Source organism: Gluconobacter sp. OJB (genome assembly GCF_039638275.1).
In the GTDB taxonomy this organism is placed as follows: Bacteria; Pseudomonadota; Alphaproteobacteria; order Acetobacterales; family Acetobacteraceae; genus Gluconobacter; species Gluconobacter cerevisiae.
In genome coordinates, this window is the sequence record NZ_JBDIWH010000001.1 from 1,661,832 (window position 1) to 1,685,705 (window position 23,874).

Genomic DNA, 23,874 nt, shown 5'->3' on the forward strand with positions numbered 1-23,874 from the left:
ACGCCAAGAGTTACGCAATCATGAAGAAACCCCGACGGACTCTTCGTCAGTTCGGCGTATTGTTTTTGCCGTAGGAGACTTCGGTATCAGGCGTTGCGGGGTGTGGCGTGATATCGACGCTGCCTTCCTGCCCCCCGAAGGACATCCCACCCGAGGATGGGCCGCTGCTGGTGTCATGGGAAGGCGCAGCGGGGCTTTCCGCACCAGGCGGCATGGGCATGACCGGTGCATCGTCGGCATAGGACACGCCGCTTCCCTGACGGTGACGGGCACTTCCATGGGAATGCGATCCGTGACCAGGCCCTGCACCCGGCGGCGGAAGGGGGGCCATGTCCGGGGACGGACCACTAAGCATGGAGCCGCAGCCTGTCATGGCAAGAAACGACAGCATGAAGAGGGGAGAAACGAAACGCATGGCAGACAACATAGCATTTTTCAGCGGTTGACGCATCCCTTTGCGGGATGGGACACAGCGCGTTCCTGCCGCGTTCAGCGGCCCGCCCAGCAAGGATGCAGTCTACCATGTTCGAAGGCCGGATCACGACCCCTGCCACACGGCGTCGCGCCTGGTGGGACAGTCTGTTCGTGGATCATTCCATCTTCCGGCTTGGCTGGACCAATCTCGCGCCCGTCGTGCCGGGCAAGGTCTGGCGCTGCAACCACCCAACGCCGTCACGGCTGCGGAGCCTGACGCGGCGGCTGCATCTGAAGACACTCGTGAACCTGCGCGGACATCGTAAATGCGGCTCCGATGCGCTGTCCCGGGGGGCCAGCGCGAAGCTTGGGCTGGCGCATCTGGACATGGCCTTCGAAAGCCGGGGCGCGCCGCATCGCGACCGTATTCTGCGGTTCTACGACCTGTACCAAAATCTGGCTTTTCCCATGCTCATGCACTGCAAATCCGGGGCGGATCGTGCGGGGCTGGCATCGGGGCTAGTGCTGATGTTCGAAGGCGGTACGGCTCAGGACGCTCTCAAGCAGTTGCACTGGCGGTTCGGGCATTTCAACCGCTCCCGCACCGGCATTCTGGATGCATTTTTCCTGCGCTACCAGAAAGAAGCCGAGGGGCGTCTGCCGTTCATGGACTGGGTGCGGAACGAGTATGACGAGGACCGTCTGCGCGCCGATTTCAAGGCTGGAAAGCTGGCATCCTTCGTGAATGACAGCATCCTGCGCCGGGAATAGAGCACCCGGCGGTCAGTCCGCTTTCGGGTCTGCCGGGCCGAGGGAGCGGATCAGGTCTAGCATCCGTTTACGGACCGCAGGGTCCGGGATGCGATAATAGGACCGCACCAGATCAACCGTCTCACGGCGACTGAACAGGGCCGCCTCGTCCACAGGAAGATCGAACAGGCGCGGCGGCGGCACGGCGCGCGGAGGGGCTGGCCGGGGAGGAGGGGCGCCAAATACGGACTGCGTTTCGGCAAATCCCATAACGGGCGCCTGAGCAGACTGGGGCTGACCGAAAGCCGGAGCAGCTTCCGGGAACTGCCGGGGCGTGGCTGAGGACGCGCGTGCATCCCGCGGCGCCTGCATATCATCGAAAAAGAAGCCGATCGGCACATCCAGAACCTGCGACAGATCGTAAAGACGACTGGCACCCACGCGGTTTGCGCCGCGTTCGTATTTCTGGATTTGCTGAAAAGTCAGCCCCAGAGCCTCACCCAGTTTTTCCTGCGACAGCCCCAGAAGGGTACGACGCAGCCTGATCCGGTTGCCAACATGGACATCGACCGGCCCGGCCGCAGCGGAACTGCGTGGTTCGGAGCGGCTACGATCCGTAGAAGAAGGCTCTTTTTCTGACACTTTCAAATGGTTAATTAGACAACCGCAGATTGTCAATATTAACCTTTTACACCCTGTCCATACCGTTTCCGACGCGTAGGAAGCAGGGCCAGTACCATGCACAGGACCGAAAGCGTCAAAGGCGTTGCGCGCCCGAAACGGGAGAAGACCGTTGGAGGAAGTGGTGACGGGATATCGCTGACCAGCACATCCGCCAGCCCCCAACCCAAACGGGCGGTTTCGTGTCCGGTTGCGTCATAGATGGCGGAAATCCCGGTATTATTAGCGAAAACGACCGGAAGCCCCTCCTCTACGGCCCGCATCCGTCCGGTAGCCAGGTGCTGGCGGGGACCGGCGCTGTTGCCGTACCAGGCGTCATTTGAAATCGTCACCAGCCAGTCCGGCCGGTCATTGCGGGCTGTGACGGAGCCGGAGAAAATGATCTCGTAGCAAACCATCGGCCCTACACGCCCCAGACCCGGCAGGTCCCATGTCTTCAGGCCCGGCCCCGGCGTCAGAACACCGGGCAGGACGTTAAACGGCAGAATCCACGGCTGATATTCGCCGAACGGCACCAGACGGCTCTTGTCATAGATCGCCGCAATACTGCCATCCGGGGCCACCGCGATCAGGCTGTTGAACCAGTCCTTGCCGGACTGGCGATCCGAACCAACCAGAGCCGGGGCGCCGTCTGCCGCACGGGCGATCATCTGTCGGGCAAGCGTATCTTCGTCCAGAAGGCCGGGAAAGCCAGATTCCGGCCAGATCACCACAGGTGAGCGACCGCCCTGCGCATAGGCTTTCTGCGCGCCCTGTGCGGTCAGACTCAGATAGCGGCGGAAATTGCCGACCGCATCTGCATGGCTGATGACTTCCGCTTCCGGCACGTTGCCCTGCACCAGAACGGCACGGGGGTTGACGATGTTCAGGGGGGTTGCAGTGGAGAGGCGCCATGCCCCCGCGCCAACCCACAGCACGGAGACGGCCAGTACCGCCAACGCCGCACGTCTGCCACGGAACAGAGCGAGCGAGCCGAGCACGAGGGCCAGCGACAGCCCATCCACGCCCAGAACGGCTGCGGGCTGGATCAGAACATCTCCAGCAAGACCCGGCACCTCAAGGTCGCTTCCTAGCGGATTCCACGGAAAACCCGAGAACATGAAGACGCGCCCCATGTCCATGACGGTCCAGCTTCCGGCGAACATCAGCACACGCCGCCAGCCGAGGGGCACCACGCGGCACAGCACCGCCGGAACGCAGATGAAGGGGGCAATCAATAGCGCCACGCCGGGAGACGCGAACGGCACGATCCACCAGAATTCGTGAACGCGCGTCAGGATCGCGTTCGTCAGCCAGTAGAGCCCGACCGTATGGAAGCCCATGCCGAACAGAAAGCCGCACCATGCCGCCTGCTTCCACGACCGCGCGTCTTCCGACACGCGATACAGGATCATCAGCCCCACAGGCAACAGAAACAGAAAATGGACCGGAGGCAGGGACAGGGCTGCCAGCGCTCCGGCAAGCAGCATCAGTCCGGCAAGCCGCCAGCCGCGGACAGGGAGCGTCGAAATCATGGAGAACCGTCCGGCTGACGAAGGGGCTGAAATAGAAAACAGCCGGACACTCTGCAATGTTCTGCGGAAGATCCGGCTGTGAAGCAGGCTGTCAGTCGAGGGCGTCGCGCAGGCGGCGTTCGTAATGGCGGTAATACTTGTCCGCCAGAAGTTCGCTCTTCACCAGAACGGCGACGTCGGTGGTGTTGAACTGTTCGTCCACCACCGCGCCATCACCCACATAACCGCCCAGACGCAGATAACCTTTGATCAGCGGAGGCAGCTTGTTGAGACAGGCGCGGTAGTCCAGCACATGCGGATCGGTCCGCTGCATTTCCACGTAACGGTCCGGCAGCGCGCGGATACGCAGGGCCGGCGGGGCCAGATGGTTGTGGTGCATGTAGGTGAGTTGATCGGCCAGAGCGTCCGGGTCGGTTCCCGGCAGGCTGCCGCAGCCGAACAGCACGTCGATCCGGTGCAGGAAAATGTAGGACGCAATACCACGCCACAGAAGCTGCATGGCGGAGCGTCCGCGATATTCCTTCGCCACGCAGGAGCGTCCGACTTCAAGCAGACGTCCGGGAAACTCCGTCAGGGTAGAGATGTCGTATTCGGAGGACGTGTAAAAACGCCCCACCTTCTCTGCAGCATCCGAGCGCAGCAGACGATAGGTTCCGACGACACCGGCCGCGCCGGGGCCTTTGGCATGATCGATGACCAGAAGGTGATCGGCGGCCTCGTCGAATTCATCGACATCCCGTTTGGTGCGGAAAGCGCGTTCGTCGGGATGAGCGCCGAGTTCTTCGAAAAAGACGCGGTAACGCAGGGCCTGGGCGGCGTCGCGTTCTTCCTCCGTCTCGGCGATGCGCACACCGAGCGTGCCACCCCGCAGTTCCTGAAACCCGCCTTCGCGGTTCAGGGACAGAGTGGAGAGCGTCTCCATCTGACGCAGGGTTTCTTCGCTGCTGGCCAGCGTATGTGGAGCGGAAATGGGGGTGCCATCCAGTTTGGTGGTCATGATCCGCTCTTGTTCCTGTTTTCTGGAGGAGATTTTTTCCTGTCCTCGGGCTCGGCACGACGGCCAAACAGCTCGATGCGATGAGAGACGAGGTCAAATCCCAGACGCTGGGCCAACTGGGCCAGAAGACGGACCGGTTCGTCGTCTTCGAATTCAACGACCCGGCCACTATCCACGTCAATCAGGTGATAGTGGTTACCGCTGTCGCTGGCTTCATAGCGCGCCCGTCCGCCACCGAAGTCTCGACGTTCGAGAATACCCTTCTCCTCAAGGAGACGCACCGTGCGATAGACGGTCGCCACGGAAATGCGGCTGTCGATCTCGGAGGCGCGGCGGTAGAGTTCTTCGACGTCGGGATGGTCGTCGGCAATGGACAGGACATGTGCGATGACACGTCTCTGGCCGGTCATTTTCAGACCGCTTTCCACACACAGGCGGGCAATGTGCGAATCATCCGGCACGGGGGAGGACGGGGCCTTCCGATTCCCGGGGCTGCTGCGTCTCTCAGCGGTTTTCGTATCTGCGACCATATCTGCGGCCTAGCCGAAAAACAGGCGTGTTGTCCACTTTATGGAGCCTGTCGGGTTTTCCCTGTCGCCGGGATGAAGAAACCGGCGACAGGGAAAAGAGCTTCTCAGTCTTCGCGACGACGGCCGAGGCCGATCTTGCGGGCCAGCGAGGAACGGTGGTTCGCGTAGTTCGGAGCGACCATCGGATATTCCGGCGGCAGGCCCCAGCGCTCGCGGTATTCCTGCGGCGTCATGTTGTAGGCTGTCTTGAGGTGACGACGCAGCAGCTTCAGCTTCTTTCCGTCTTCAAGGCAGATAATGTAGTCCGGGAAAACCGACTTGCGCGGCGAAACGGCCGGGACCAGCTTCTCGGCAGGAGCCTCTTCCGGAACGTTCACCGTTGCAAGAGAGTCATGAACGGACCGGATCAGGGCCGGGAGAGCGTCAGCCGGAATATCGTTGTTTGATACATAGGCCGTAACGATCTGCGCGGTCAGCTGATGCAGTTCGGGAGCATTTGTCTCTTGCGACATGATAGATTAAGTCCTTCATCCTTGAGCGAGTGAGCATGTAGCAGTCATCAATTGCTGCGTTCAAGCATAAAAAGAAAGAAACGGACCCGTGACAGAAAATGAAACATTTTTCATAGATATAACGGAGAAAAAGTGCCCCATGACAACTGTATATGTCCGAGCCAAACTCGATGCCATGACTTCAGAACAGGAACTTGATGTGTGGCTCTATGGAACAGAAACACGGAAGAACGTCAGGGCATCAGTGCAGGCACTGGGTCATACAATTCTGGCTGATTCACCTGTTCCAGACAGAGCAGATCTTTACTGCCTGAGTATCAAAAGGCGTTAGAAACAAGGACCTGCGCGTCACTTCCGTCCCTGTAATAGCCGCGACGCAGTCCAGCTTTTACAAAACCGCATGCTTCATACAGCGCAGCCGCCGGATTGTTACAGACTGCTACTTCCAGAAATACTTGTCCTTTGGGCAGAATGGCCTGCACCAAAGACCTTCCGACACCTCTGCGGCGAAAATGTGGGTGAACGGCAAGTGTCAGGATTTCCGTTTCATCCAGAACTGTCCGCGAAAGAATGAAACCGGCGGGAATATTGTCGATCAGCGCAATAACGACTTCACTTCCCTGCATGGATAGTAAATCAATAAAGGACGCCGCACTCCAGACTTCTCCGCCATAAAACGCGGCTTCATGAAGCTCCGCCAGAAGCGGCGCACATTCAATCCCCATCACCCGCAGTTGGAACTCCTGTTCCGGAGCGTTCACAGGGGCAAGGGCCTCAGACCAGCAGCGGGAGGTTTGGCCTCGGGCGGATCGACGTAAAGCGGCATCAGGGCGCCGGGCAGGACACTTTGTGCGGCCTGAACGATACCCAAGGCGGTCGGCGCCTCGCAGAACAGCACGGGACACGGCCAATCCGATTTTTCGGACACGGCATCGCCCGTCACACAAGCCCAGTCCGCGGGATCGAGATCGACGGTCTGGCTGGCCATGACGGGCCCGTGCGGCGGGTCCACGAATACTCGGCCACGACGCGCAATGTTAACACAGACAGCGTCGGGACGCCCGAGCGTGGCGCGGATGGCTGCTCCCAACGTGACGCCGATCGTGGGGCAGTTCCAGCCTGCCGCCAACCCTGCGGCCAGTGACAGCGACGAACGCAGTCCGGTGAAGGATCCCGGACCAAGGACAGCCACGACGCGATCAGGGGCCGTGATCCAGTCATTTTGCGTCAAAAGATCGCGGATAGTGGGAGCGAAATGTTCCGAGGCGCCGCGTCCGGCCATCAGCTTTTCCGCAACAACCCGGCCGTCCTCGACCAGAGCCACCAGACTGGTCAGACCGGCCCCTGCCCCGGCCCCATTGAAAACGACCGTCCTTGAAGGCCCCGTCTTTACAGACACAGACACGCTTCTCCGAAGTCCAGTCGGGGTGCACGCGGTTCTGCATGATCGAGGGTGGGTTCGTTTTCCGCCGGATAACCAAGACCGACGAGGAAATTCACGCGCCAGCCGGTAGCGTTCAGCAGCGTGTCTTCGACCATGAAACAGTCAAAGCCGGACATCGGCATGGCGGACAGGCCCAGCATCCGGGCGGCGATGATGAGATAGCCGCCTTCGAGCGTGCCGTTGCGAAACGCCGTCTCGTCGGACAGGCCCACATCGGCGGCAAACCAGTCGCGCAGGCCTTCCTGCGGATTCAGGCGAGGCAGCGCTTCGAAAAACAGCGGATCATGACACACGACGGCAAGAACCGGAGCAGCCATGGCACGGGCCACGTTCCCCGGCGACAGCGCGGGGCGGATACGCTCGCGGGCGTCCTGTGTCGTCAGAAAAACGAAGCGACCCGGCGAGCAGTTGCCGGAGGTCGGCCCCAGCTTCACCAGATCGTACAGACGGCGCAGGACATCTTCCCCGACCGGGCGCGGCGATAAACTGCGCGGCGTCCGGGCCTGCGTGAACAGGGCTTCCGCACCCGGAACCGGAGCGCAATCAGGGGCTGTCTGGCCGTCCATGGTTCAGTCCTCGACCTGTTCGACCGAGGTGACTTCGGGAACATAGTGCCGCAGCATATTCTCGACGCCATGCTTCAGGGTCGCACGGGAAGACGGGCAGCCGGAGCATGCGCCCTGCATGGCCAGATAGACCACGCCGTCTTTATAGCCACGGAACGCAATGTCGCCGCCGTCACCGGCCACGGCAGGGCGCACGCGGGTGTCGAGCAGGTCCTGAATACGGCTGACGACTTCTGCGTCTTCGGGCGCCACGTCATGTTCCGGAGCGACCTGTGTTCCCGAAAGAACCGGACGGCCGCTTTCGAAGAACGTCGTGATCGTGCCCAACACGACGGGCTTGAGGTCGCCCCAGCTGATGTCGTCAGACTTCGTGACGGAGACGAAATCGCCGCCAAGGAAGACGCGGCGCACATTCGGCTGCCCGAACAGCGCAGTCGCCAGTTCGGAGCGTCCGGCAGCGACATCGGCATCGCCGAAATCAACGGGTCGGGCATCGCCGGTCACGCTGCGGCCAGGCAGGAATTTCAGGGTAGCGGGATTGGGGGTGTCTTCGGTCTCGATGAACATCGGGGTCATGTCCTTGCGTTCCAGTCCGCCCTGACATGTGCCACTTCGTCCCAAGGTGCAAGTGTCGGGACCACATTGGTCCGACTTCGCGTGTTTTTAACGCTGGAACGTGTCCCGTCAGACCTGTTCGCCCTGCCCCTCGCCTTTTCCCTCGGTTTTCCTTGACGGGGACGGGAGTTTCTTCGGCAGGATGATGGTCGCGCACAGCCCGCCATAACCTTTCGCGGCATCTCCGTGCCCGAGAACCAGAGTGCCGCCCTCACGCGAAATTTCGCGCTGTACGATGGCCAGACCCAGCCCGATTCCCCCCGTTGCCCGCGAGCGTGAGCTTTCCAGACGATAGAAAGGAGCGAGCACACGTTCGTATTCGCTCTCGGGAATGCCGGGTCCACTGTCGCTGATGGCGATTTCCAGCGCGCCGTCCTCGCGAGTGCGAAGTGTGGCGAGAACGTTGCCGCCATAATTGATGGCGTTTTCGATCAGGTTTGACAGAACGCGCTTCATGGCGAGTGGACGCACATGAACCAGCGCGCGATCCGGCCCTTCGTAATGGGCCTCATGACCCCGATCGACATGATCGTCCACAAGGGTTTCGAGCGTCGCGACGATATTGATGGTGCGGGGGACTTCGGGATCGTCGGCACCGGCCAGATAGGCGAGGATGCCGTTCACCATGGCTTCCATCTCGTCCAGATCGGCCTCGATGGCAGCCTGTGCCTCGCCGTCATTGAGAAAGCCACAGCGCAGACGCAGGCGGGTCAACGGCGTGCGCAGGTCATGCGAGACGGCCGCCAGAGCCTGCGTCCGGTCGTTGATGAGGCTCTGGATGCGCTCCTGCATCGCATTGATGGCACGGGCGAGGCCGCGCACTTCCGGCGGCCCACGCTCAGCCAGCGGCACCCATGTTTCGCTGGAACCGATACGATCCGCAACCGAGGCCAGCGCACGGAGCGGCATACTGAGGCCGCGGATCAGCATGGTCGCGGCAATGGCGACCGCTCCGGCAGCAATCGCGGCGGAAGCCAGACCACGCGTGACGCGGTGATGACCGAGCATCCCCGGCACCCGGAAGTGAATATAGCTTCCATCCGGCAGGCGCTGGGACCCCAGCACGTCCGCACTCCCCGGCCCCAGCGTATAGAGGTCCAGATGAGCCTGTTCGAGAATGGGATCGTCCGCCTTCAGACGCCGGACGAGCTGTGTGAGCGCGACGGGAGGATGTCCCGGCAACACGGGCGCGATGGAGGCTGGCTGCCAGGCCACACTGAGTTCGCTGCCCGAGAGCATGACAGCCAGAAACGACCTCTGGCTGACGGGCGCCGCAGCCAGCACGCGCAGATCCGTGCTCAGCGCCTCGCCAAGCTGGGCGATGCGCACGTCATCGACGATATAGGTTTCAGCCTGACCGTAGAAAATGGCGTTCGTAAGGAACACCAGTGTCACTGCAACGGTCAGGACAACGCAGACGCGCCCGACCAGCCCCAGCGGCCACAGCAGAATGCGATTCTGAATATTCAGACCCGTTCAACCTCTGCCACGAAGATGTATCCGAGGCCGCGCACGGTCCGGATAAGCTGGTCGGCGTCCGAGCCCAGCTTGCGGCGCAGGCGACTGACGAGAACGTCAATGCTCCGGTCCGACACGTCGCCCAGACGGGTGCGCGACAGTTCCAGCAGACGGTCACGGGCGATGACACGCTGCGGATTGTCCAGAAAGCTGGTCAGCAGGTCATGTTCCGCGCCGGAAATGTCGACGGTCGCCCCTGAGGGGTCGGTCAGTTCGCGGCGACGCAGATCGAGCGTCCAGCCCGCGAAACGCAGCGTCTCACGACGGACGCGCTCCTGCGGGGCGCCGGTGGTGGCGATGCCGCGACGCAGCACGGCCCGGACACGTGCCAGAAGTTCGCGCTGTCCGAACGGCTTGGGAACGTAATCATCCGCTCCCGATTCGAGACCGGTCACACGGTCGCGTTCCTCACCCCGGGCCGAAACCATGATGATCGGGACCTGAGCGGGAGGCGTCTCGTTTTCGTGCTGGGCGCCCTGCCCGCTGCGAAGCGCGCGGCACAGTTCGATACCGCTTTTGCCCGGCAGCATGATGTCCATGATGATGAGATCGACAGGTGCTACTTCAAGCGCAGCCCACATCTCCTCCCCACAGGCGACACCCCGTGCGCGGAAGCCGCCGCCCTGAAGGGCACGGAGGATGAGGGTCCGCATTCCGGCGTCATCTTCGACGACAAGGATACGGGCGGGAAGATCTGGGTCGGAAAGATTTGGCACCATGTTTTTTCCATAGTCTCCACAGGGCTGACATCACAAGCAACAAATCCTGACAATAAATCTTTCAGTGATTTGAAGGCTCATGACGAAAAGCAATTGGCATCGTACAGTACAACGCAACACGGCCACACCCGTTTTGCTGGCCTGTTTCATGCGTTCAGTTGGAGCCGCCAATGTCAAGAGTTTCACCCGGCGTCGTCAGTGGCGCCAGTTATACGGCCCTCATCAAGGCCTGCCATGAAGGGGGCTATGCGCTTCCCGCCATCAATGTCGTCGGCACCGACAGCGTCAATGCCGTTCTGGAGGCGGCGGCCCGGAACGGCTCGGATGTCGTCATTCAGGTTTCGAATGGTGGCGCCCGTTTTTATGCAGGCGAAGGTCTACCCGATGCCCATCGTGCCCGCGTGCTCGGCGCGGCCTCGATGGCGCGGCATGTTCACCTTCTGGCAAAAGAGTACGGCATTGCCGTCATTCTCCACACCGATCATGCCGACCGCAAGCTGATCCCCTGGCTCGACGACCTCATCACGCTGAGCGAAGACGAGTTCCGGACGACCGGCAAACCGCTGTTCACGTCCCACATGCTCGATCTGTCCGCCGAACCTCTTGAGGAAAACCTTGAGACATCAGCCGCAATGCTCAAGCGGCTTGCGCCTCTGGGGATGGGGCTGGAAATCGAACTGGGCGTCACCGGCGGCGAGGAAGATGGCGTGGGCCATGATCTCGAAGACGGTGCGGACAACGCGCATCTCTACACGCAGCCCGAAGATGTTCTGAAAGCGTGGAACCTGCTCTCCCCGATCGGCACCGTGTCGATCGCCGCATCCTTCGGCAACGTGCATGGCGTTTACAAGCCGGGCAATGTGCAGCTTCGCCCCGAAATCCTGAAGAACTCGCAGGATGCTGTCGAGCAGGCCACGCAGAGCGGACCCAAGCCCCTCCCGCTGGTGTTCCATGGCGGTTCAGGCTCGACGCTTGCGGAAATCAATGCCGCAGTCTCCTACGGCGTGTTCAAGATGAACCTTGATACCGACATCCAGTTCGCGTTCGCCCAGGGCGTGGGTAGCTACGTTCTGGAACATCCGGTAGCTTTCCAGCACCAGATCGACCCCGGCACCGACAAGCCGATGAAATCCCTTTACGATCCGCGCAAATGGCTGCGCGTGGGAGAGAAATCCATCGTCGGCCGTCTGGATGAAGCGTTCGAGATTCTGGGCTCCAAGGGTCGGTCCATCGCGCACAAAGCCTGACGGAACCTGCTTCCGGGAGGCCTAAGCATCCCGGTCAGGAGCTCCCCGTTCAGGGACCGGGCGTTGCGGAGGCGAGCTGCGCTTTCGCCACGTCCGGATTGTTCGGCAGGGCGTCTTCCCAGCCACCGCCGAGCGCGTTGTAAAGGCGCGTCAGGTTGGTGGCCAGCGTGGCATCACTGCTGGCGAGATCAAGCTGGGCGGACTGAAGCTGCGCCTGTGCGTTCAGGACGTTCAGATAGTTCGTCAGGCCGCTGCGATACTGGCTCTGGGCCAGCATGAGCGCATGGCTGTTGTCGTTGACGGCACCCTGAAGACCCTGACGATGGAGCTGTTCGTCCCGATAGGCGATCAGGGCATTATCCACGTCATGCCATGCCTTGATGACGGCCTGCTGATAGGAAATCGCCGCCGCCTTCTGCGCGTATTTCTTCAGCTCAAGCTGTCCGTACAGCCGTCCACCCTGAAAGATCGGGAGCGAAATGGACGGCCCGACATTCCAGGCGCGTGCGCTCCAGAACCCAAGGTCGCGGAACGATAGGGTCTGGAAGCCGAAATCGGCATTGATCGTGACCTTCGGATAGAAATCCGCCGTGGCCTCACCCACTTCGGCCACTGCACCGCGCAGATGGGCCTCGGCCTCCCGGATATCGGGGCGACGCTGAGCGAGTTCAGAGGGGATGCCAACAGGAACGACAGGCGGCACGACCGGCACACCGGCGCTCTTTTCCAGCTCGGCATTCAGGCTGCCCGGAGGCGCGCCCAGCAGCAGAGCGAGCGCGTTTTCTTCCTGCGCCACAGCCTGTTCAAGCTGCGCTTCCTGACCCTGCGTGTCATGCAGACGGCCCTGCGCGGAATCCACATCCAGTTCCGTCACCAGACCACCGCGATAGCGCTCCTGCGCGATGGAGGTGATCTGTGTCAGAACCCGCAGATTGTCGCGCAGGATCTTCAGACGCTGCTGATCGCCACGCAGGCCCATATAGCCCCGCGCCATGTCGGCCTGCTGGGCGATGAGGATGGAGCGGCGCTCTTCGTCCGTGGCCTGAAGATCGGCCTTGGCAGCGTCGTACTGGTGCGCGACGCGACCCCACAGGTCGATTTCATAAGTCGCGTCGATCGCGCTGCGCCACTGGTTCAGCAGCGGAACGGTGGCACCGTCGGCCCCTCCCTGAAGGAGTGGTCCGATCGAAGATCCGAGGGTGTTACCAGCGGATTTCGCGATATTACCGCCCACCCGGCTGATGATTTCCTGCATTTCCTTGGTGCTGTACTGGCTGCGCTGATACGAGCCCGAGGCACTCAGGGCCGGGAAGCGTTCAGCCCCGGCCATGATGAGCTGCGCGCGGCTCTGCGCCAGATTGGCGGTCGCGAGGCGGAAGGACAGGTTCTGGTTGACCAGACGAGATTCCAGCGACGTCAGTTCGGGATCGTGGAAGACCTGCCACCAGCGACTATCGGCCTTCATCTCGCTGATGATGCTGTCGGGCGCACCAGTCATATGATCGGTGTAATGCGCGGGCGACCAAGGCTTGGGCGCATGATATTCAGGCCCCACCATGAGGCAGCCGGACAGGGTGAACAGGGCGCAGCCGCAGAGCAGCGCGCGGGAAGTGAAGGCTGCGCTCACAAAGAAACTCCTGAAGCGGAAATGATCTTGCAGTGACCGACCGGTTCGGTCAGCATGTTAGAGAGACGACCTGACGGACAGAAGGATTTTTCGCTCACATGACGGGCATCATGGACGACGGCCACGCGGACACTTCCGGCGGGTGCGACAACACCGATCCTTCGGGGAGCTCCAAGCGCGAACAGATCCTGAAGGGGGCTGGAGCGATCTTTCTGGCAGACGGCTACGAAGGCGCGTCCATGTCCCGCATCGCGCAGATGGCCGGCGTGTCCAAGGGGACGCTCTACAACCATTTCGATGGCAAAGGGTCCCTGTTTTCCGCGTTCTTCGAAGAACAGGTCCGCTGCCGTCTTTCCCCCATCGAGGCGTTGTCGCGCGGCGGTGAACAGTCCGTCCGCATGACCCTGACCCGCTTTGCAAAGATGGCGGTTCATATGTTGATTTCGCCGGTGGCGCTGGGGCTCTATCGCATCATCGTCAGCGAAGTCGACAAATTCCCCCATCTGGCCGATACGTTCTGGCGCTACGGCTTCGGCCGGACGCTCAACAATCTGGCGGAATATCTTGCGCGCAGCGTGGCCCTTGGAGAACTGGACATCGCCGACCCGAGCCTGTCGGCCGAGCAGTTCCTGCTGATGTGTCAGGCCCGCATCATCCAGCGCCGCCGCTTCGGACTGCCGGTCGATGACAGCGATGCCGCCATCGCGGAATTCGCGGCCTTCACCGCCGACAGTTTCCTGAAAATCTACGAACCGCGCCATCAGTGACCGCCGCCTGAGGCCTGGGCCGCCTTCTTGCCGTTGGGAGACAGCAGGAAGCACAGCGGCACCACGAACAGCGCAATCACACCGATCCAGTCAAAAACTTCGTTATAGGCCAGCATGGCGACCTGAGAGGTGAATTCCTGAAAGGTCCGGTAGAGGGCAAAAGTGTGCGCCTGCGCGGCCGGGAACCCGTGAGCCTCCGCAACCTTCTGGGCATTGCCGATATAGGCGTTGAAACCCGGATTGGCGGGGGTCATGTGGTCCGCAACATAGGTCTGATGGCGCTGCCGGGTTTCGATGATCGCTGCCGTCGCCAGAGAAATGGCGAGGGAGCCGACATAGTTCCGGGCCATCGAGAACAGGGCGGACGCATCGGCATTCAGTTCGCGCGGCAGGGTCGAGTACGCAATCGTCGAAATCGGCACGAACAGAAACGCCAGAGAGGCCGTCTGACTGATACGGTAGAGCATCAGATGCCTGAAATCGATCGCGGCATAAAGGTTCGAGGCCTGAAACATGGCCATCCCCATCGCGAAGAACCCAAACGCGATGATGTAGCGCATCTGGATGAACTTCATCAGGATGCCCACGATCGGAATCAGACAGATCACCGCAACACCACCCGGCGCCAGAAGCAGACCCGACGTGGTCGCGGTATAGCCGAGAACCTGCTGGGCGAACTGCGGAACGACGATCGCTGAAGCATAGAGCGTCGCACCAACCATCGAGATCAGCAGCGTGCCGACCGCGAAGTTACGATCCTTGAAGACCGACAGACGGACCAGCGGGTTCTTCGCATAACACAGCCACAGAATGGCTCCGATAACACCGATCACACCCAGCACGGCCATGGTGACGATGAACGGCGAGCCGAACCAGTCGTCATCCTCGCCACGATCGCACATGACCTCGAGACAGCCGAGGCCGAGCGTAATCAGGCTGATGCCGATCACGTCCACCTTCTCGCGCTTCATGCGTTCCCACGGCGGATCTTCAACAAAAGCCGTGACGGCCATCACCGTCAGGATGCCGAAAGGCACGTTGACGAAGAAAATCCAGCGCCAGGAAAAATTATCCGTTAGATAACCGCCCAGCATTGGACCCAGAACCGGGCCGACAATGGTGGCGATGGCGGTCAGGCCGAACGCCGCCCCGCGCTTTTCGGGCGGGAACGTGTCCAGAATAATGGATTGCTGGCTGGGTTGCAGGCCGCCTCCGAAGAAGCCCTGCATCAGCCGGAACACCACCAGCATCGGCAGCGATGTCGCCAGTCCACACAGGAACGACGAGACGGTAAACATCGTGATGCAGATCAGGAAGTAGCGTTTGCGGCCGAAGAACCGTGACAGCCAGCCCGAAATCGTCAGCACGATGCCGTTCGCCACCAGATAGGACGTCAGCGCCCAGGTGGCATCATCATACGAACTGCCGAGCGATCCCGCGATATGCGGCAGCGCCACGTTGACGATGGTGGTGTCCAGCACCTCCATAAAGGCCGCCAGCGTGACCGTGACGGCCACAAGCCACGGATTGTGACTGGGTTTCCAGTCCTGATGCCCGGCAGTATCACTCATTTCACATAAACCGTCGGCACGACAGACAAACCAAGGGCCAGCGGAATGTTCGGATCAAGCCCGCTATCCACCACGATCTTGACCGGGATACGCTGCACCGTCTTCACGAAGTTTCCGGTCGCATTCTCAGGAGGGAAGGCGCTGAAGGATTCACCCGAGCCGAGCTGGATGGAATCCACATGACCGTGCAGTTTGAGCTGCGGGTAGGCGTCAACTTCAAGGTCCACCTTCTGGCCGGGTCGCATATGGGTAAGCTGCGTTTCCTTGTAGTTCGCCACGACCCAGATTTCCGGCTCGACGATGGAGAACATCTCCTGCCCGACCTGCATATAGTCGCCGCGCTCAACGTTACGCTGGGAAATCCAGCCGTCATGCGGGGCACGGACTTCCGTCCATTCGAGGTTCAGGCGCGCCTGTGTCAGGTCTGCGTTCGCTGAAGCGAGCGAGGCCTGTTCCTGAATGACGCGGGCATCGGCACTGGCCACGTTTTCCTTGACCGGCTCGGCCTGCGTGAGCTGACCCTGAGCCTGAAGGACGCGGGCTTTCGCCTGATCCAGCGCGGCGCGGGCGTAGTCGATATCCTGCTGCGACGTAGCGGCGCGGGCCACTGAACGCTGGCGACGGTAATCGGCTTCAGCCTTGATGAGCTCGGCCTGAACAGCGGCGAGGTTGCCCTGTGCCGTAACGAGCTGTCCGGGGAAGTTCTTGTGCGCCACGGCCAGCATGAGCTGATAGGCGTCAATATTGGCCTTCGCCTGAGACACGGCGGCTTCGGCCTTGTTCAGGGAGGCCGCATAATCCCGGCTGTCGATTCTCACGAGCAGGTCACCAGCGTGGACGAACTGGTTGTCATTCACCAGAAGCTGCGTGACGTAACCGTTGACATGGGGCGCTATGGCAACCTTGCGACCGGCCGTGTAGGCGTCATCCGTCTCGATATTGTTGCGGGTCAGGAAAAGATAGGCCCCGATACCCACGAGAACCAGAATCACCAACAGGATCAGCGCGATCCGAACAACGGGATTGCGCTTTTTCTGCGGCTTTCCGTTCTTGTCGGATGTCGTGTCATCCTGCGCGTGATCGGCCTGATCGCCTTGCGCCATAGTGTTTTTCTCGCTTTGAAAACAGGTCTGTCAGATCATGACCGGGCTTGCTGTGCGGGGCTTGGAACCCTCCGCTGACCGATCGGTTCGGTCATCCATGACATATCGCCTCGCGGCCTTCAAGCTGGAAAAAACTGATCCGTTTCCAATTTCATATCCCTTACACTTTTGGACGTCCGCAAAAATCCCGCAGCCGCGCGAGGCCCTCTCCAAAGCGCTGCCGTTCGATCTCTCCCTGCGCGCTCTCCCCCAGCCGCAGCAGCCAGGACGGGTGGGCCAGCGCCAGACGCCGGACGGTATTTTCACCCTCTCCCGCCGTCCAGAGCGTTCCGCGCCTTTCCGCCATCGCGCGACCCGGACCATCCAGCGCTTTCAGGGCCGTGGCACCCAGCGAGACAATGAGCTTCGGTCGGACCAGCGCAATTTCCTGTTCCAGCCAAGGGCGACAGGCCGCAACATGCGCCTCATCTGGGCTCTGATGGATGCGACGGCGTCCCTGAAGGCGGAAGCGAAAATGCTTGACCGCATTCGTCAGATACAGCGCGCTGCGATCGACCCCGGCTTTTTCCAGCGCCTCCTGCAAAACCTGCCCCGCCGGGCCGACGAAGGGCCGTCCGGCCAGATCTTCCTGATCGCCCGGCTGCTCGCCAACGACCATGATCCGCGCCTCAACCGGCCCCTCCCCAACAACGGCCTGCGTGGCTGCACAGTGCAGCGGACAGGCGGTGCAGATCCGAATTTTCGCCGCCAGATCTTCAGGCGTATGCAAGAGCGGCTGGACGGGAAGATTGTCGCGGGAACGCAGTCGTTCGTGAAAAGCCGGAGCTGGCAAAGGCGCCTGTTCGGCCATGGTCCGGACGCGCGCCTCGGCCCCAGCCACAAGCTGCGGGATCAGGCGCGTTTCGGGCAGGTTTTTCCAGTACCGACCCGGCATTTCACGACGCATGGCTTTCGTACGGACGCGGGCCGGATTGAACGTGGAGGCATAATAGGTGTTCCACAGATCCCCGAACCCGTCATCCAGTTCCGGCTGTTCGCAGGGTTCGGCAGAACAGACCAGATCCTTTCCGTCCCAGCGGATGGAGCCGCGTGGGGTCAGGATCATCCAGTCCATGTCCGTAAAGCGTTTTGCAAAGAACGGCGCGACCCGTTCGAGGATGTGATGCTGCGGCTCGAACCATGCGAGGAACCGCCGCCGCCCCTCCCTTTCGACCTGCGCGGGCAGTTCGCGAAAGCGGACGAAGGCCGTCATCTTGTGACAGTCCTGTCGGTTCTGCCGGATCATGATCCGCGCTTTTGCGATATCGGCATCCGTCGCCACATCCAGCAGATGCGGATTACCCTGAACGCGCCATGCGATCCGGTAAGCGAGCGCGAACCGGCCAGGATCAGAATGGCACAGCATATCCCGCAGCAGGGCGATGCAGGACGCGCGCAATGTCGCGCTTTTCAGGATCGGAGAGTCTGACAGCGCTACCATACCATCGCTGTCATTGGTCTGCTGCCCGAACAGATCCGTCTCGCCCCCTTGAATCCGCCAGTCGAGGGCCTCGGGCGGAATCGCACGCTGCAACGCCGCACGCGCCATTTCCCGCCACGGTTCAAAGGCTGCACTGTCCTCAAGGATCAGGACGTAGCGCGTCACAAAAGATTCATCTGCTGGGGAGCAGGACTGAACAGGCTGCGCAGATCGTGCCGATCCGTCAGGCGGGCGGGACTCCAGCCCGGTGTCTGCACAAAGGGCCGGACCTTGCGGATGGACACGTTCAGCCGCGCCAGATCCTCCAGCCGCACGGCCTGATGCCGTCGCGCCCGGAGAATGGCGGCCACGGTTTTCACCCCCAGCCCCGGCACCCGCAACAACATTTCCTTCGATGCCCGATTCAGATCCACCGGAAACAGCGCCCGGTTATCCAGAGCCCAGGCCAGCTTGGGGTCCAGCTCCAGATCGAGCATCCCGTCCGCACGCCCGGCCGTCAGCTCTCCGAAAGCAAAGCCATAGAACCGGAACAGCCAGTCCGCCTGATAGAGTCTGTGCTCGCGCTGAAGCGGCGGACTTTTCGCAGGCAGCAGAGCGGAAGCATCGGGGATGGGGCTGAAGGCGGAATAATAGACGCGCCGCAGCCCATAGGAGCCGTAAAGATTGGCGCTGCTGGCCAGAACATCCTGATCGGACGCCGCATCCGCCCCCACGATCATCTGCGTGCTCTGCCCCCCCGGCGCAAACCGTTCGGCTCGGCGCCCGGTATGGCTGCGCTCCTTGCCCGCATCGATTTTCAGCCGCATTTCCCCCATCGCCTGCCGGATACCACCCGCTTTTTTCTGCGGCGCGTACTGCTCCAGCCCGGCCACGGTCGGCATTTCCACATTGATTGAAAGCCGGTCCGCATAGCGCCCCGCTTCTTCGAGCAGACGCGGTGACGCATCGGGGATGGTCTTGAGATGAATGTAACCCCGGAACCCATGCTTCAGCCGCAGGTCCCGCGCCACCTGCACAAGCTGCTCCATTGTATGATCGGATGAGCGGATAATACCCGAAGACAGAAACAGCCCCTCAATGCAGTTGCGCCGGTAAAATTCCAGCGTCAGCCACACAACCTCATCGGGCGTAAAGCGCGCACGCTCCACATTCGAAGACGAGCGGTTGATGCAATAGGCACAGTCATAGACGCAGAAATTGGTCAGCAGGATTTTGAGCAGCGACACGCATCGCCCGTCCGGCGTATAGGCGTGACAGATCCCATTTCCGGTCGTGGACCCAAGCCCCCCGCTCTTTGCGGAGTCCCGACGCGTCGAACCGCTAGACGCACAGGAAGCGTCATATTTCGCCGCATCGGAGAGAATCGCCAGTCTCTGGGAGAGTGTTTTCTTCATGTCATGTTCTTATTTCGTTCCAGAGTATGGAACGCAAGAGAAACCGTGAAATTAACCTGTTGTTTCCCGGTTTTTCGTTATTTTCGGAGGGTTTTTTTTAACGGAACGGATTCAGCTTCCGTTAACCACTCCCCCCTATCCTGAGGACGCAAACCTGCACCGACGGAGAACCGATTCAATGTCATTGTCAATCAATACGAACACTGCGGCAATGGCCGCGCTCCAGAGCCTGAACCAGACGACGGCCGACCTGACCAAGACCGAAAACGCGGTCTCTACCGGCAAGGCCGTCAACACGGCATCCGACAATCCCGCGATGTATTCCATCGCCCAGAACATGACCGCCCAGATCTCGACGCTGTCGGGTGTTTCTACCGGTCTTGCGTTCTCCGCTCAGGTGCTGAACACCGCAACGACGGGCCTGTCGAGCATCTCGGCTTCCCTGCAGTCGCTCGCAACCACGATTGGCACGAACACGACAGGCGTCGACAACTCGACCCTGAACGAAGCCATCACCAAGACGCTGGCTTCCATCGATTCCGCCGCTACAGGTGCGAAGTTCCAGGGCGTGAACCTGCTCTCCGGCCAGACCGGCAACGGCACGACCTATACGAGCCTGTCGACCGCCATGGACGCACAGGGCTCCACGTTCACGCAGAACGGCTTCAACGTAACCTCCGCCGGTCTGGGCCTGTCCAACCTGAGCATGGAAACGGCGGGGATGAACATTGATCTGGGGACCACAAACTATACCGGAACCCAGAGTTTAACACTCAGCAGCACGGCTGCTCTCCCCGGGTCAGCTGCTGTCGCTGGTCAGGCTGCTGTTGCACCAGATCCCGATAAAGGCATTGCTGGCCAGCCTGCCATCCCTGACAAGGCTGCTGTGGCAGCTCACGGCTCAGCGACGGATCCGCTCATCACATACACCTTTACGCTTGATGAAGATGGATCGCAAACGGATGCTATCTCCAAACTAAATACAGCATCAGGGGGCACCTTCGCTCTTTCCGGCGGTCAACTGACAGAAAGCGGGAATGTTACCGCAACACAAACCACCGCTTCAGACGGATCCGTAACGTTCTCACTGTCAAATGGCAAAAGCGTTGTCGCCTCCAAGGACGGCAACGGAAACTCCGTTTATACAGTTACAACCGCGACTGATTCGAATGGGAATGCGACGGGCAAGACCGTTATTTCCAATGTCGATCTCAGCAAGGCTACAGGCGCGGACGCGGCAACTGGCACAGGTGCCAGCCAGTTGATGGTCAATAAGACTAATCTGCTCACACAGGCCATGCAGTATCAGGGTTTCGCCGTAAGCCGTGATTCCAATAATCATCTCACGGTTGCGGGCAATGGCCTCGACACGTCAAGCGATGCCCTGACCGCTGCCAAAGGACTGAACTCCTCAGCCACCCCTACAGCCGTCACCGGCGCTTCCGTCGTCAGTGCCGTCGTTCAGGCTGCAATTTCGAGCGTGACGCGCACCGCGTCTTCGATCGGTTATTCCAGCACGACGATCTCCAACCTCCAGACCACGACGTCCAGCCTCTCCAACGCCCTGACGACGGGTGTTGGCGCGCTGACGGACGCCGATCTGGCAGCCGAGAGCGCCAAGCTGACCTCGCTTCAAACGAAGCAGCAGCTCGCCGTTCAGTCGCTGTCGATTGCGAACTCGCAGTCGTCCACCCTGCTCAGCCTATTCCGCGGCTGATCAGGTTTCTGAAGGGTGCCGGTTTGTCCGGCATCCTTCAGATCTTCCTCCTGCCAAAGCGCAGGACTGCTTCAGAAGCCCCTTGCCCTCTTCGTCCAGAGGCTTCTGAATTAGTCTTTTCCGAAAGGAGTTTGCCTTCGTGACCTATGCAGCCTCACAGTACCAGAAACAGTCCGGAAGTTATCTGTCTTCCCGGGAAATGGAGGTCATGGCGTTCCGGCATGTCAATTCACTGCTGACACAGGCAAAGGATCATGAAAAGAAGGTCGCAGCACTGGCAGCCAACCTGAAACTATGGAGCATCCTGTCTCTCAGCGTCGAGCGGGTCGATTGCCCCCTCCCATCCGTGCTGCGCGATGATATTCTCAAGGTTGGATCGTGGTCGATGCGCTATTCCAACGCGGCTTTCAATGCCCCCAAGGACTTGCAGCCCCTCGTTGACGTCAACAATGACATGATCGAAGGCCTCTCCACGAACACCAACCCTTCCGTCGTGACGACGGCCGCCTCTCACGCCTATGCCGGCACAACCGGGACGTCTTCGCTGGAACTTGTGGGCTGAAGCTTTTCCGCTGACAGGCTTACGTTTTTTGCGAGACGCATGAGAACTGAGAGCCAAACTCTACAAAAGGGCGCCGACTCAGCCGGACGCCCTTTTTTCATGCCCCGGTGACTTCAGGGAGTAATGGCCAGCCGGTTATCCGAACGGTCGATATCCGGAATGACGTGATCCGGGTCGAGAGTCACGGCCTTGAGACCGTCATGCACCGGCAGTGCGACCACAATATCGCTGCTCTGGCGCCAGGCCTCGGTCGGAATGCGGAGGTCTTCCGATTTTCCATCCGCATAATCGGCGCGCAGGATCACCGGTAGCGGAAGCGTTCCATAATTGCGGACCTGTACGGTCGCGGGCTTTCCGGCATCGTGATGGACGTCTCCGAGCGCATAGTCCGGGGCGGCATTGGTGAAGTACCAGCCGCGCCAGAACCATCCCAGATCCTCACCCGCTTCGCTGCTCATCAGGCGGAAAAAATCCGATGGGGATGGGTGTTTGAAAGCCCATTCCGCAATATAGTGCCGAAACGCAGCGTCAAACCGCACCGGTCCGAGGATCTGTTCGCGCAGCAATTTCAGCCCATAAGCGCCTTTGAAATACGTCACGCTATGGCGGTATTTTTCAGAAACGCCATCAGCAGCGATCATGAGCACGGGCGCATCCGGATCGGTCAGGACCGGAACGATATCCTGTGCAGGATTGCCGGTTTTGGGAGCGAATTCTGAATCGCGCTTGGGGGCGAACTCGCCGTTATTGAAGTGATCGGACGCATAGACATCAATGAAGGTGTTGAAGCCCTCATCCATGAAGGCGTTACGGCGTTCATCCGTCCCAACGATCATCGGGAACCAGCCATGACCCAGTTCGTGCGTCGTGATCCAGAAAAGCTGCGGATCGCGGTCGCTGATGCCGTCAAAAACGATGCCCGGATATTCCATTCCCGCGCCATGACCACCCAGATTGATGGCGTTCGGCCAAGGGTATTCGAACCACTGCGACGAGAAATATTCGATGGCATGTTTGACGTAATCTGTTGAGCGGTCCCAGCCATGCGGCCCGATCCCCTCACGCGGATAGACCGACATCGCAAGTCTCGGCACGGCATGATAGTTCGTCCAGGGCACGACGGGCGGCAGGTTGATGCGCGCGGCATCCCAGACAAAGGCTGGCGAGGCGGCAAACGCCACATCGCGTGTGTTCCGCATCCCGTAATGCCAGGTGACCTCACCACTCTGTTTCAGATGGCTTTTTGGATCGGTGATGTCATCGAGCGTGCGGATCATGACGCGCGCATCGCTCTGCGCGGCCTGTGCAAGGCGGTTCCGCTCGACGGATGTCAGGACCTGTTCGGGGTTGAGCAACGCGCCGGAGCCTACGAGCGTGTAGTTCCACGGCACCGTTACGCTGTAGTCAAAGCTGCCATATTCGAGGAAAAATTCCTGCCCCAGATAGGGCAGCGTGTTCCAGCCCCGACGGTCATCATAGACGCTCAGGCGCGGATACCACTGCGCGACTTCATAGATGTCGCCTTCGCGGGTCGGCGTAACAGCGGTACGGCCGCCCCACGGACCGGGGATTGTGTAGTGCCAATCGATTTTCACGAAAGCCACGCCATGCGGATCGATCGTGCGGGGCAGCGTGAGCTGCATCCGCGTGTCGGAAATCAGCGGCGTGACCTCCACTTCGCGGCCACCCTGCACGACCGAAACGTGTTCGATCGTCATGCCGTCGGTATGATCGCCCGTCATCATGTGGCTGCCGGGAATGGCGCCGACAGCAGCGCGCGTGTCGGCGCGGTAGATATTCTGGTCAAGCTGGAGCCACAGGACATCCAGCGCCTCGGGGCTGTTGTTGCTGTAGGTCACGGTTTCGGAACCGTGCAGCACATGCGCCTGCGTATCGATCCGCGAATGGATGACGTAGTCCGTACGGTTCTGCCAGTATTGCGGCCCCGGAAGCCCCGACCCTGAGCGATAGACGTTCGGAGCGTCAGGAAGGGTCAGGGGGGCGAAGACGGTGGCCGGGTCAGCGAGGGTTTTCGCAATGACGGTCTCGGGCAGCAAGGCGGCGGGAGCAAGTACGCCTCCCAGCAGGGGAAGCAGAAAAAGGCGCACAGACATCCGGGGCGGGCCCTCCGTTGGGTAAGTTCGAT

24 protein-coding genes are annotated in these 23,874 nt (G+C 60.8%); 6 read left to right on the forward strand and 18 right to left on the reverse strand.

Features of this window, described 5'->3' with window-relative positions; genetic code table 11:
- Window positions 1-46: 46 nt before the first annotated feature.
- Window positions 47-427 (reverse strand): hypothetical protein, encoded by a 381-nt coding sequence (locus ABDK74_RS07635; protein WP_346003349.1) that lies wholly within the window; start codon window positions 425-427, stop codon window positions 47-49.
- Window positions 428-522: 95 nt separating this feature from the next.
- On the opposite strand from ABDK74_RS07635, the gene ABDK74_RS07640 reads away from it, so the two are divergent.
- Window positions 523-1,185 (forward strand): protein tyrosine phosphatase, encoded by a 663-nt coding sequence (locus tag ABDK74_RS07640; RefSeq protein WP_346003350.1) that lies wholly within the window; start codon window positions 523-525, stop codon window positions 1,183-1,185.
- A gap of 12 nt (window positions 1,186-1,197) precedes the next feature.
- Here ABDK74_RS07640 and ABDK74_RS07645 read toward each other — a convergent pair whose 3' ends face one another.
- The 5 genes from ABDK74_RS07645 to ABDK74_RS07665 all read right to left on the reverse strand — a co-directional run bounded on the left by ABDK74_RS07645 (window position 1,198) and on the right by ABDK74_RS07665 (window position 5,398).
- Window positions 1,198-1,812: a helix-turn-helix transcriptional regulator gene (locus tag ABDK74_RS07645; RefSeq protein WP_346003351.1), complete on the reverse strand. Its 615-nt coding sequence runs from the start codon at window positions 1,810-1,812 to the stop codon at window positions 1,198-1,200.
- A 32-nt stretch (window positions 1,813-1,844) separates the two neighbouring features.
- The gene (gene lnt / locus ABDK74_RS07650) at window positions 1,845-3,359 is read right to left on the reverse strand and encodes an apolipoprotein N-acyltransferase (RefSeq protein ID WP_346003352.1); all 1,515 of its coding nucleotides are present in this window, start codon (window positions 3,357-3,359) and stop codon (window positions 1,845-1,847) included.
- A gap of 91 nt (window positions 3,360-3,450) precedes the next feature.
- Window positions 3,451-4,281, reverse strand: a complete 831-nt coding sequence (locus ABDK74_RS07655) for a GNAT family N-acetyltransferase (protein ID WP_194254093.1) — start codon at window positions 4,279-4,281, stop codon at window positions 3,451-3,453.
- Between the two features lie 71 nt (window positions 4,282-4,352).
- The gene (locus ABDK74_RS07660) at window positions 4,353-4,886 is read right to left on the reverse strand and encodes a Fur family transcriptional regulator (RefSeq protein ID WP_194253897.1); all 534 of its coding nucleotides are present in this window, start codon (window positions 4,884-4,886) and stop codon (window positions 4,353-4,355) included.
- A gap of 104 nt (window positions 4,887-4,990) precedes the next feature.
- On the reverse strand, window positions 4,991-5,398 hold the full coding sequence (locus tag ABDK74_RS07665) for a MucR family transcriptional regulator (RefSeq protein WP_062029993.1): 408 nt from the start codon (window positions 5,396-5,398) through the stop codon (window positions 4,991-4,993).
- An 88-nt stretch (window positions 5,399-5,486) separates the two neighbouring features.
- Here ABDK74_RS07665 and ABDK74_RS07670 point away from each other — a divergent pair, with 88 nt between their 5' ends.
- The gene (locus tag ABDK74_RS07670) at window positions 5,487-5,729 is read left to right on the forward strand and encodes a sulfurtransferase TusA family protein (protein WP_346003353.1); all 243 of its coding nucleotides are present in this window, start codon (window positions 5,487-5,489) and stop codon (window positions 5,727-5,729) included.
- Here ABDK74_RS07670 and ABDK74_RS07675 read toward each other — a convergent pair.
- The 6 genes from ABDK74_RS07675 to ABDK74_RS07700 form a co-directional block, all read right to left on the reverse strand.
- Window positions 5,716-6,123, reverse strand: a complete 408-nt coding sequence (locus tag ABDK74_RS07675) for a GNAT family N-acetyltransferase (protein ID WP_346004185.1) — start codon at window positions 6,121-6,123, stop codon at window positions 5,716-5,718. The two genes, ABDK74_RS07670 and ABDK74_RS07675, sit on opposite strands and share 14 nt — an antisense overlap.
- 32 nt (window positions 6,124-6,155) lie before the next feature.
- Window positions 6,156-6,797, reverse strand: coding sequence for a tRNA (adenosine(37)-N6)-threonylcarbamoyltransferase complex dimerization subunit type 1 TsaB (gene tsaB, locus ABDK74_RS07680; protein WP_346003354.1), 642 nt, complete (start codon window positions 6,795-6,797; stop codon window positions 6,156-6,158).
- Complete coding sequence (locus ABDK74_RS07685; protein WP_194253900.1) at window positions 6,788-7,408, reverse strand: malonic semialdehyde reductase; 621 nt, start codon at window positions 7,406-7,408, stop codon at window positions 6,788-6,790. Before ABDK74_RS07685 ends, tsaB begins: the two co-directional genes overlap by 10 nt.
- A gap of 3 nt (window positions 7,409-7,411) precedes the next feature.
- On the reverse strand, window positions 7,412-7,975 hold the full coding sequence (locus tag ABDK74_RS07690; RefSeq protein ID WP_194254095.1) for a NifU family protein: 564 nt from the start codon (window positions 7,973-7,975) through the stop codon (window positions 7,412-7,414).
- A 117-nt stretch (window positions 7,976-8,092) separates the two neighbouring features.
- Complete coding sequence (locus ABDK74_RS07695) at window positions 8,093-9,469, reverse strand: ATP-binding protein (protein ID WP_346004186.1); 1,377 nt, start codon at window positions 9,467-9,469, stop codon at window positions 8,093-8,095.
- A gap of 20 nt (window positions 9,470-9,489) precedes the next feature.
- Window positions 9,490-10,260, reverse strand: coding sequence for a response regulator (locus ABDK74_RS07700; protein ID WP_099285864.1), 771 nt, complete (start codon window positions 10,258-10,260; stop codon window positions 9,490-9,492).
- 170 nt (window positions 10,261-10,430) lie between these two features.
- Here ABDK74_RS07700 and fbaA point away from each other — a divergent pair, with 170 nt between their 5' ends.
- Complete coding sequence (gene fbaA, locus ABDK74_RS07705; protein WP_346003355.1) at window positions 10,431-11,507, forward strand: class II fructose-bisphosphate aldolase; 1,077 nt, start codon at window positions 10,431-10,433, stop codon at window positions 11,505-11,507.
- Window positions 11,508-11,556: 49 nt separating this feature from the next.
- On the opposite strand, the gene ABDK74_RS07710 is transcribed toward fbaA, so the two are convergent.
- Entirely contained in the window at window positions 11,557-13,134 is a 1,578-nt protein-coding gene (locus ABDK74_RS07710) for an efflux transporter outer membrane subunit (RefSeq protein WP_346003356.1), read from the reverse strand.
- Between the two features lie 98 nt (window positions 13,135-13,232).
- Between ABDK74_RS07710 and ABDK74_RS07715 the strand changes: the two genes are divergently transcribed.
- Window positions 13,233-13,901 carry a TetR/AcrR family transcriptional regulator gene (locus tag ABDK74_RS07715; protein ID WP_346003357.1) on the forward strand — a complete coding sequence of 223 codons (669 nt, stop codon included), beginning with the start codon at window positions 13,233-13,235 and terminating at the stop codon, window positions 13,899-13,901.
- Here the strand turns inward: ABDK74_RS07715 and ABDK74_RS07720 are convergent.
- From ABDK74_RS07720 to ABDK74_RS07735, 4 genes are all read right to left on the reverse strand, one after another.
- Window positions 13,895-15,472 (reverse strand): DHA2 family efflux MFS transporter permease subunit, encoded by a 1,578-nt coding sequence (locus tag ABDK74_RS07720; protein WP_194253904.1) that lies wholly within the window; start codon window positions 15,470-15,472, stop codon window positions 13,895-13,897. The two genes, ABDK74_RS07715 and ABDK74_RS07720, sit on opposite strands and share 7 nt — an antisense overlap.
- Window positions 15,469-16,575 carry an HlyD family secretion protein gene (locus ABDK74_RS07725; protein WP_194253905.1) on the reverse strand — a complete coding sequence of 369 codons (1,107 nt, stop codon included), beginning with the start codon at window positions 16,573-16,575 and terminating at the stop codon, window positions 15,469-15,471. Before ABDK74_RS07725 ends, ABDK74_RS07720 begins: the two co-directional genes overlap by 4 nt.
- A gap of 160 nt (window positions 16,576-16,735) precedes the next feature.
- Window positions 16,736-18,220, reverse strand: a complete 1,485-nt coding sequence (locus ABDK74_RS07730) for a UdgX family uracil-DNA binding protein (protein ID WP_346003358.1) — start codon at window positions 18,218-18,220, stop codon at window positions 16,736-16,738.
- The gene (locus ABDK74_RS07735) at window positions 18,217-19,449 is read right to left on the reverse strand and encodes a putative DNA modification/repair radical SAM protein (RefSeq protein ID WP_346003359.1); all 1,233 of its coding nucleotides are present in this window, start codon (window positions 19,447-19,449) and stop codon (window positions 18,217-18,219) included. Before ABDK74_RS07735 ends, ABDK74_RS07730 begins: the two co-directional genes overlap by 4 nt.
- 178 nt (window positions 19,450-19,627) lie before the next feature.
- Between ABDK74_RS07735 and ABDK74_RS07740 the strand changes: the two genes are divergently transcribed.
- Together ABDK74_RS07740 and ABDK74_RS07745 are read left to right on the forward strand one after the other, a co-directional pair.
- Window positions 19,628-21,166, forward strand: coding sequence for a flagellin (locus tag ABDK74_RS07740; RefSeq protein WP_346003360.1), 1,539 nt, complete (start codon window positions 19,628-19,630; stop codon window positions 21,164-21,166).
- Window positions 21,167-21,305: 139 nt separating this feature from the next.
- Window positions 21,306-21,728, forward strand: a complete 423-nt coding sequence (locus ABDK74_RS07745; protein WP_194253909.1) for a flagellar biosynthesis regulator FlaF — start codon at window positions 21,306-21,308, stop codon at window positions 21,726-21,728.
- 113 nt (window positions 21,729-21,841) lie between these two features.
- Here ABDK74_RS07745 and ABDK74_RS07750 read toward each other — a convergent pair whose 3' ends face one another.
- Window positions 21,842-23,842 carry a M1 family metallopeptidase gene (locus tag ABDK74_RS07750; RefSeq protein WP_346003361.1) on the reverse strand — a complete coding sequence of 667 codons (2,001 nt, stop codon included), beginning with the start codon at window positions 23,840-23,842 and terminating at the stop codon, window positions 21,842-21,844.
- Between the last annotated feature and the right edge of the window lie 32 nt (window positions 23,843-23,874).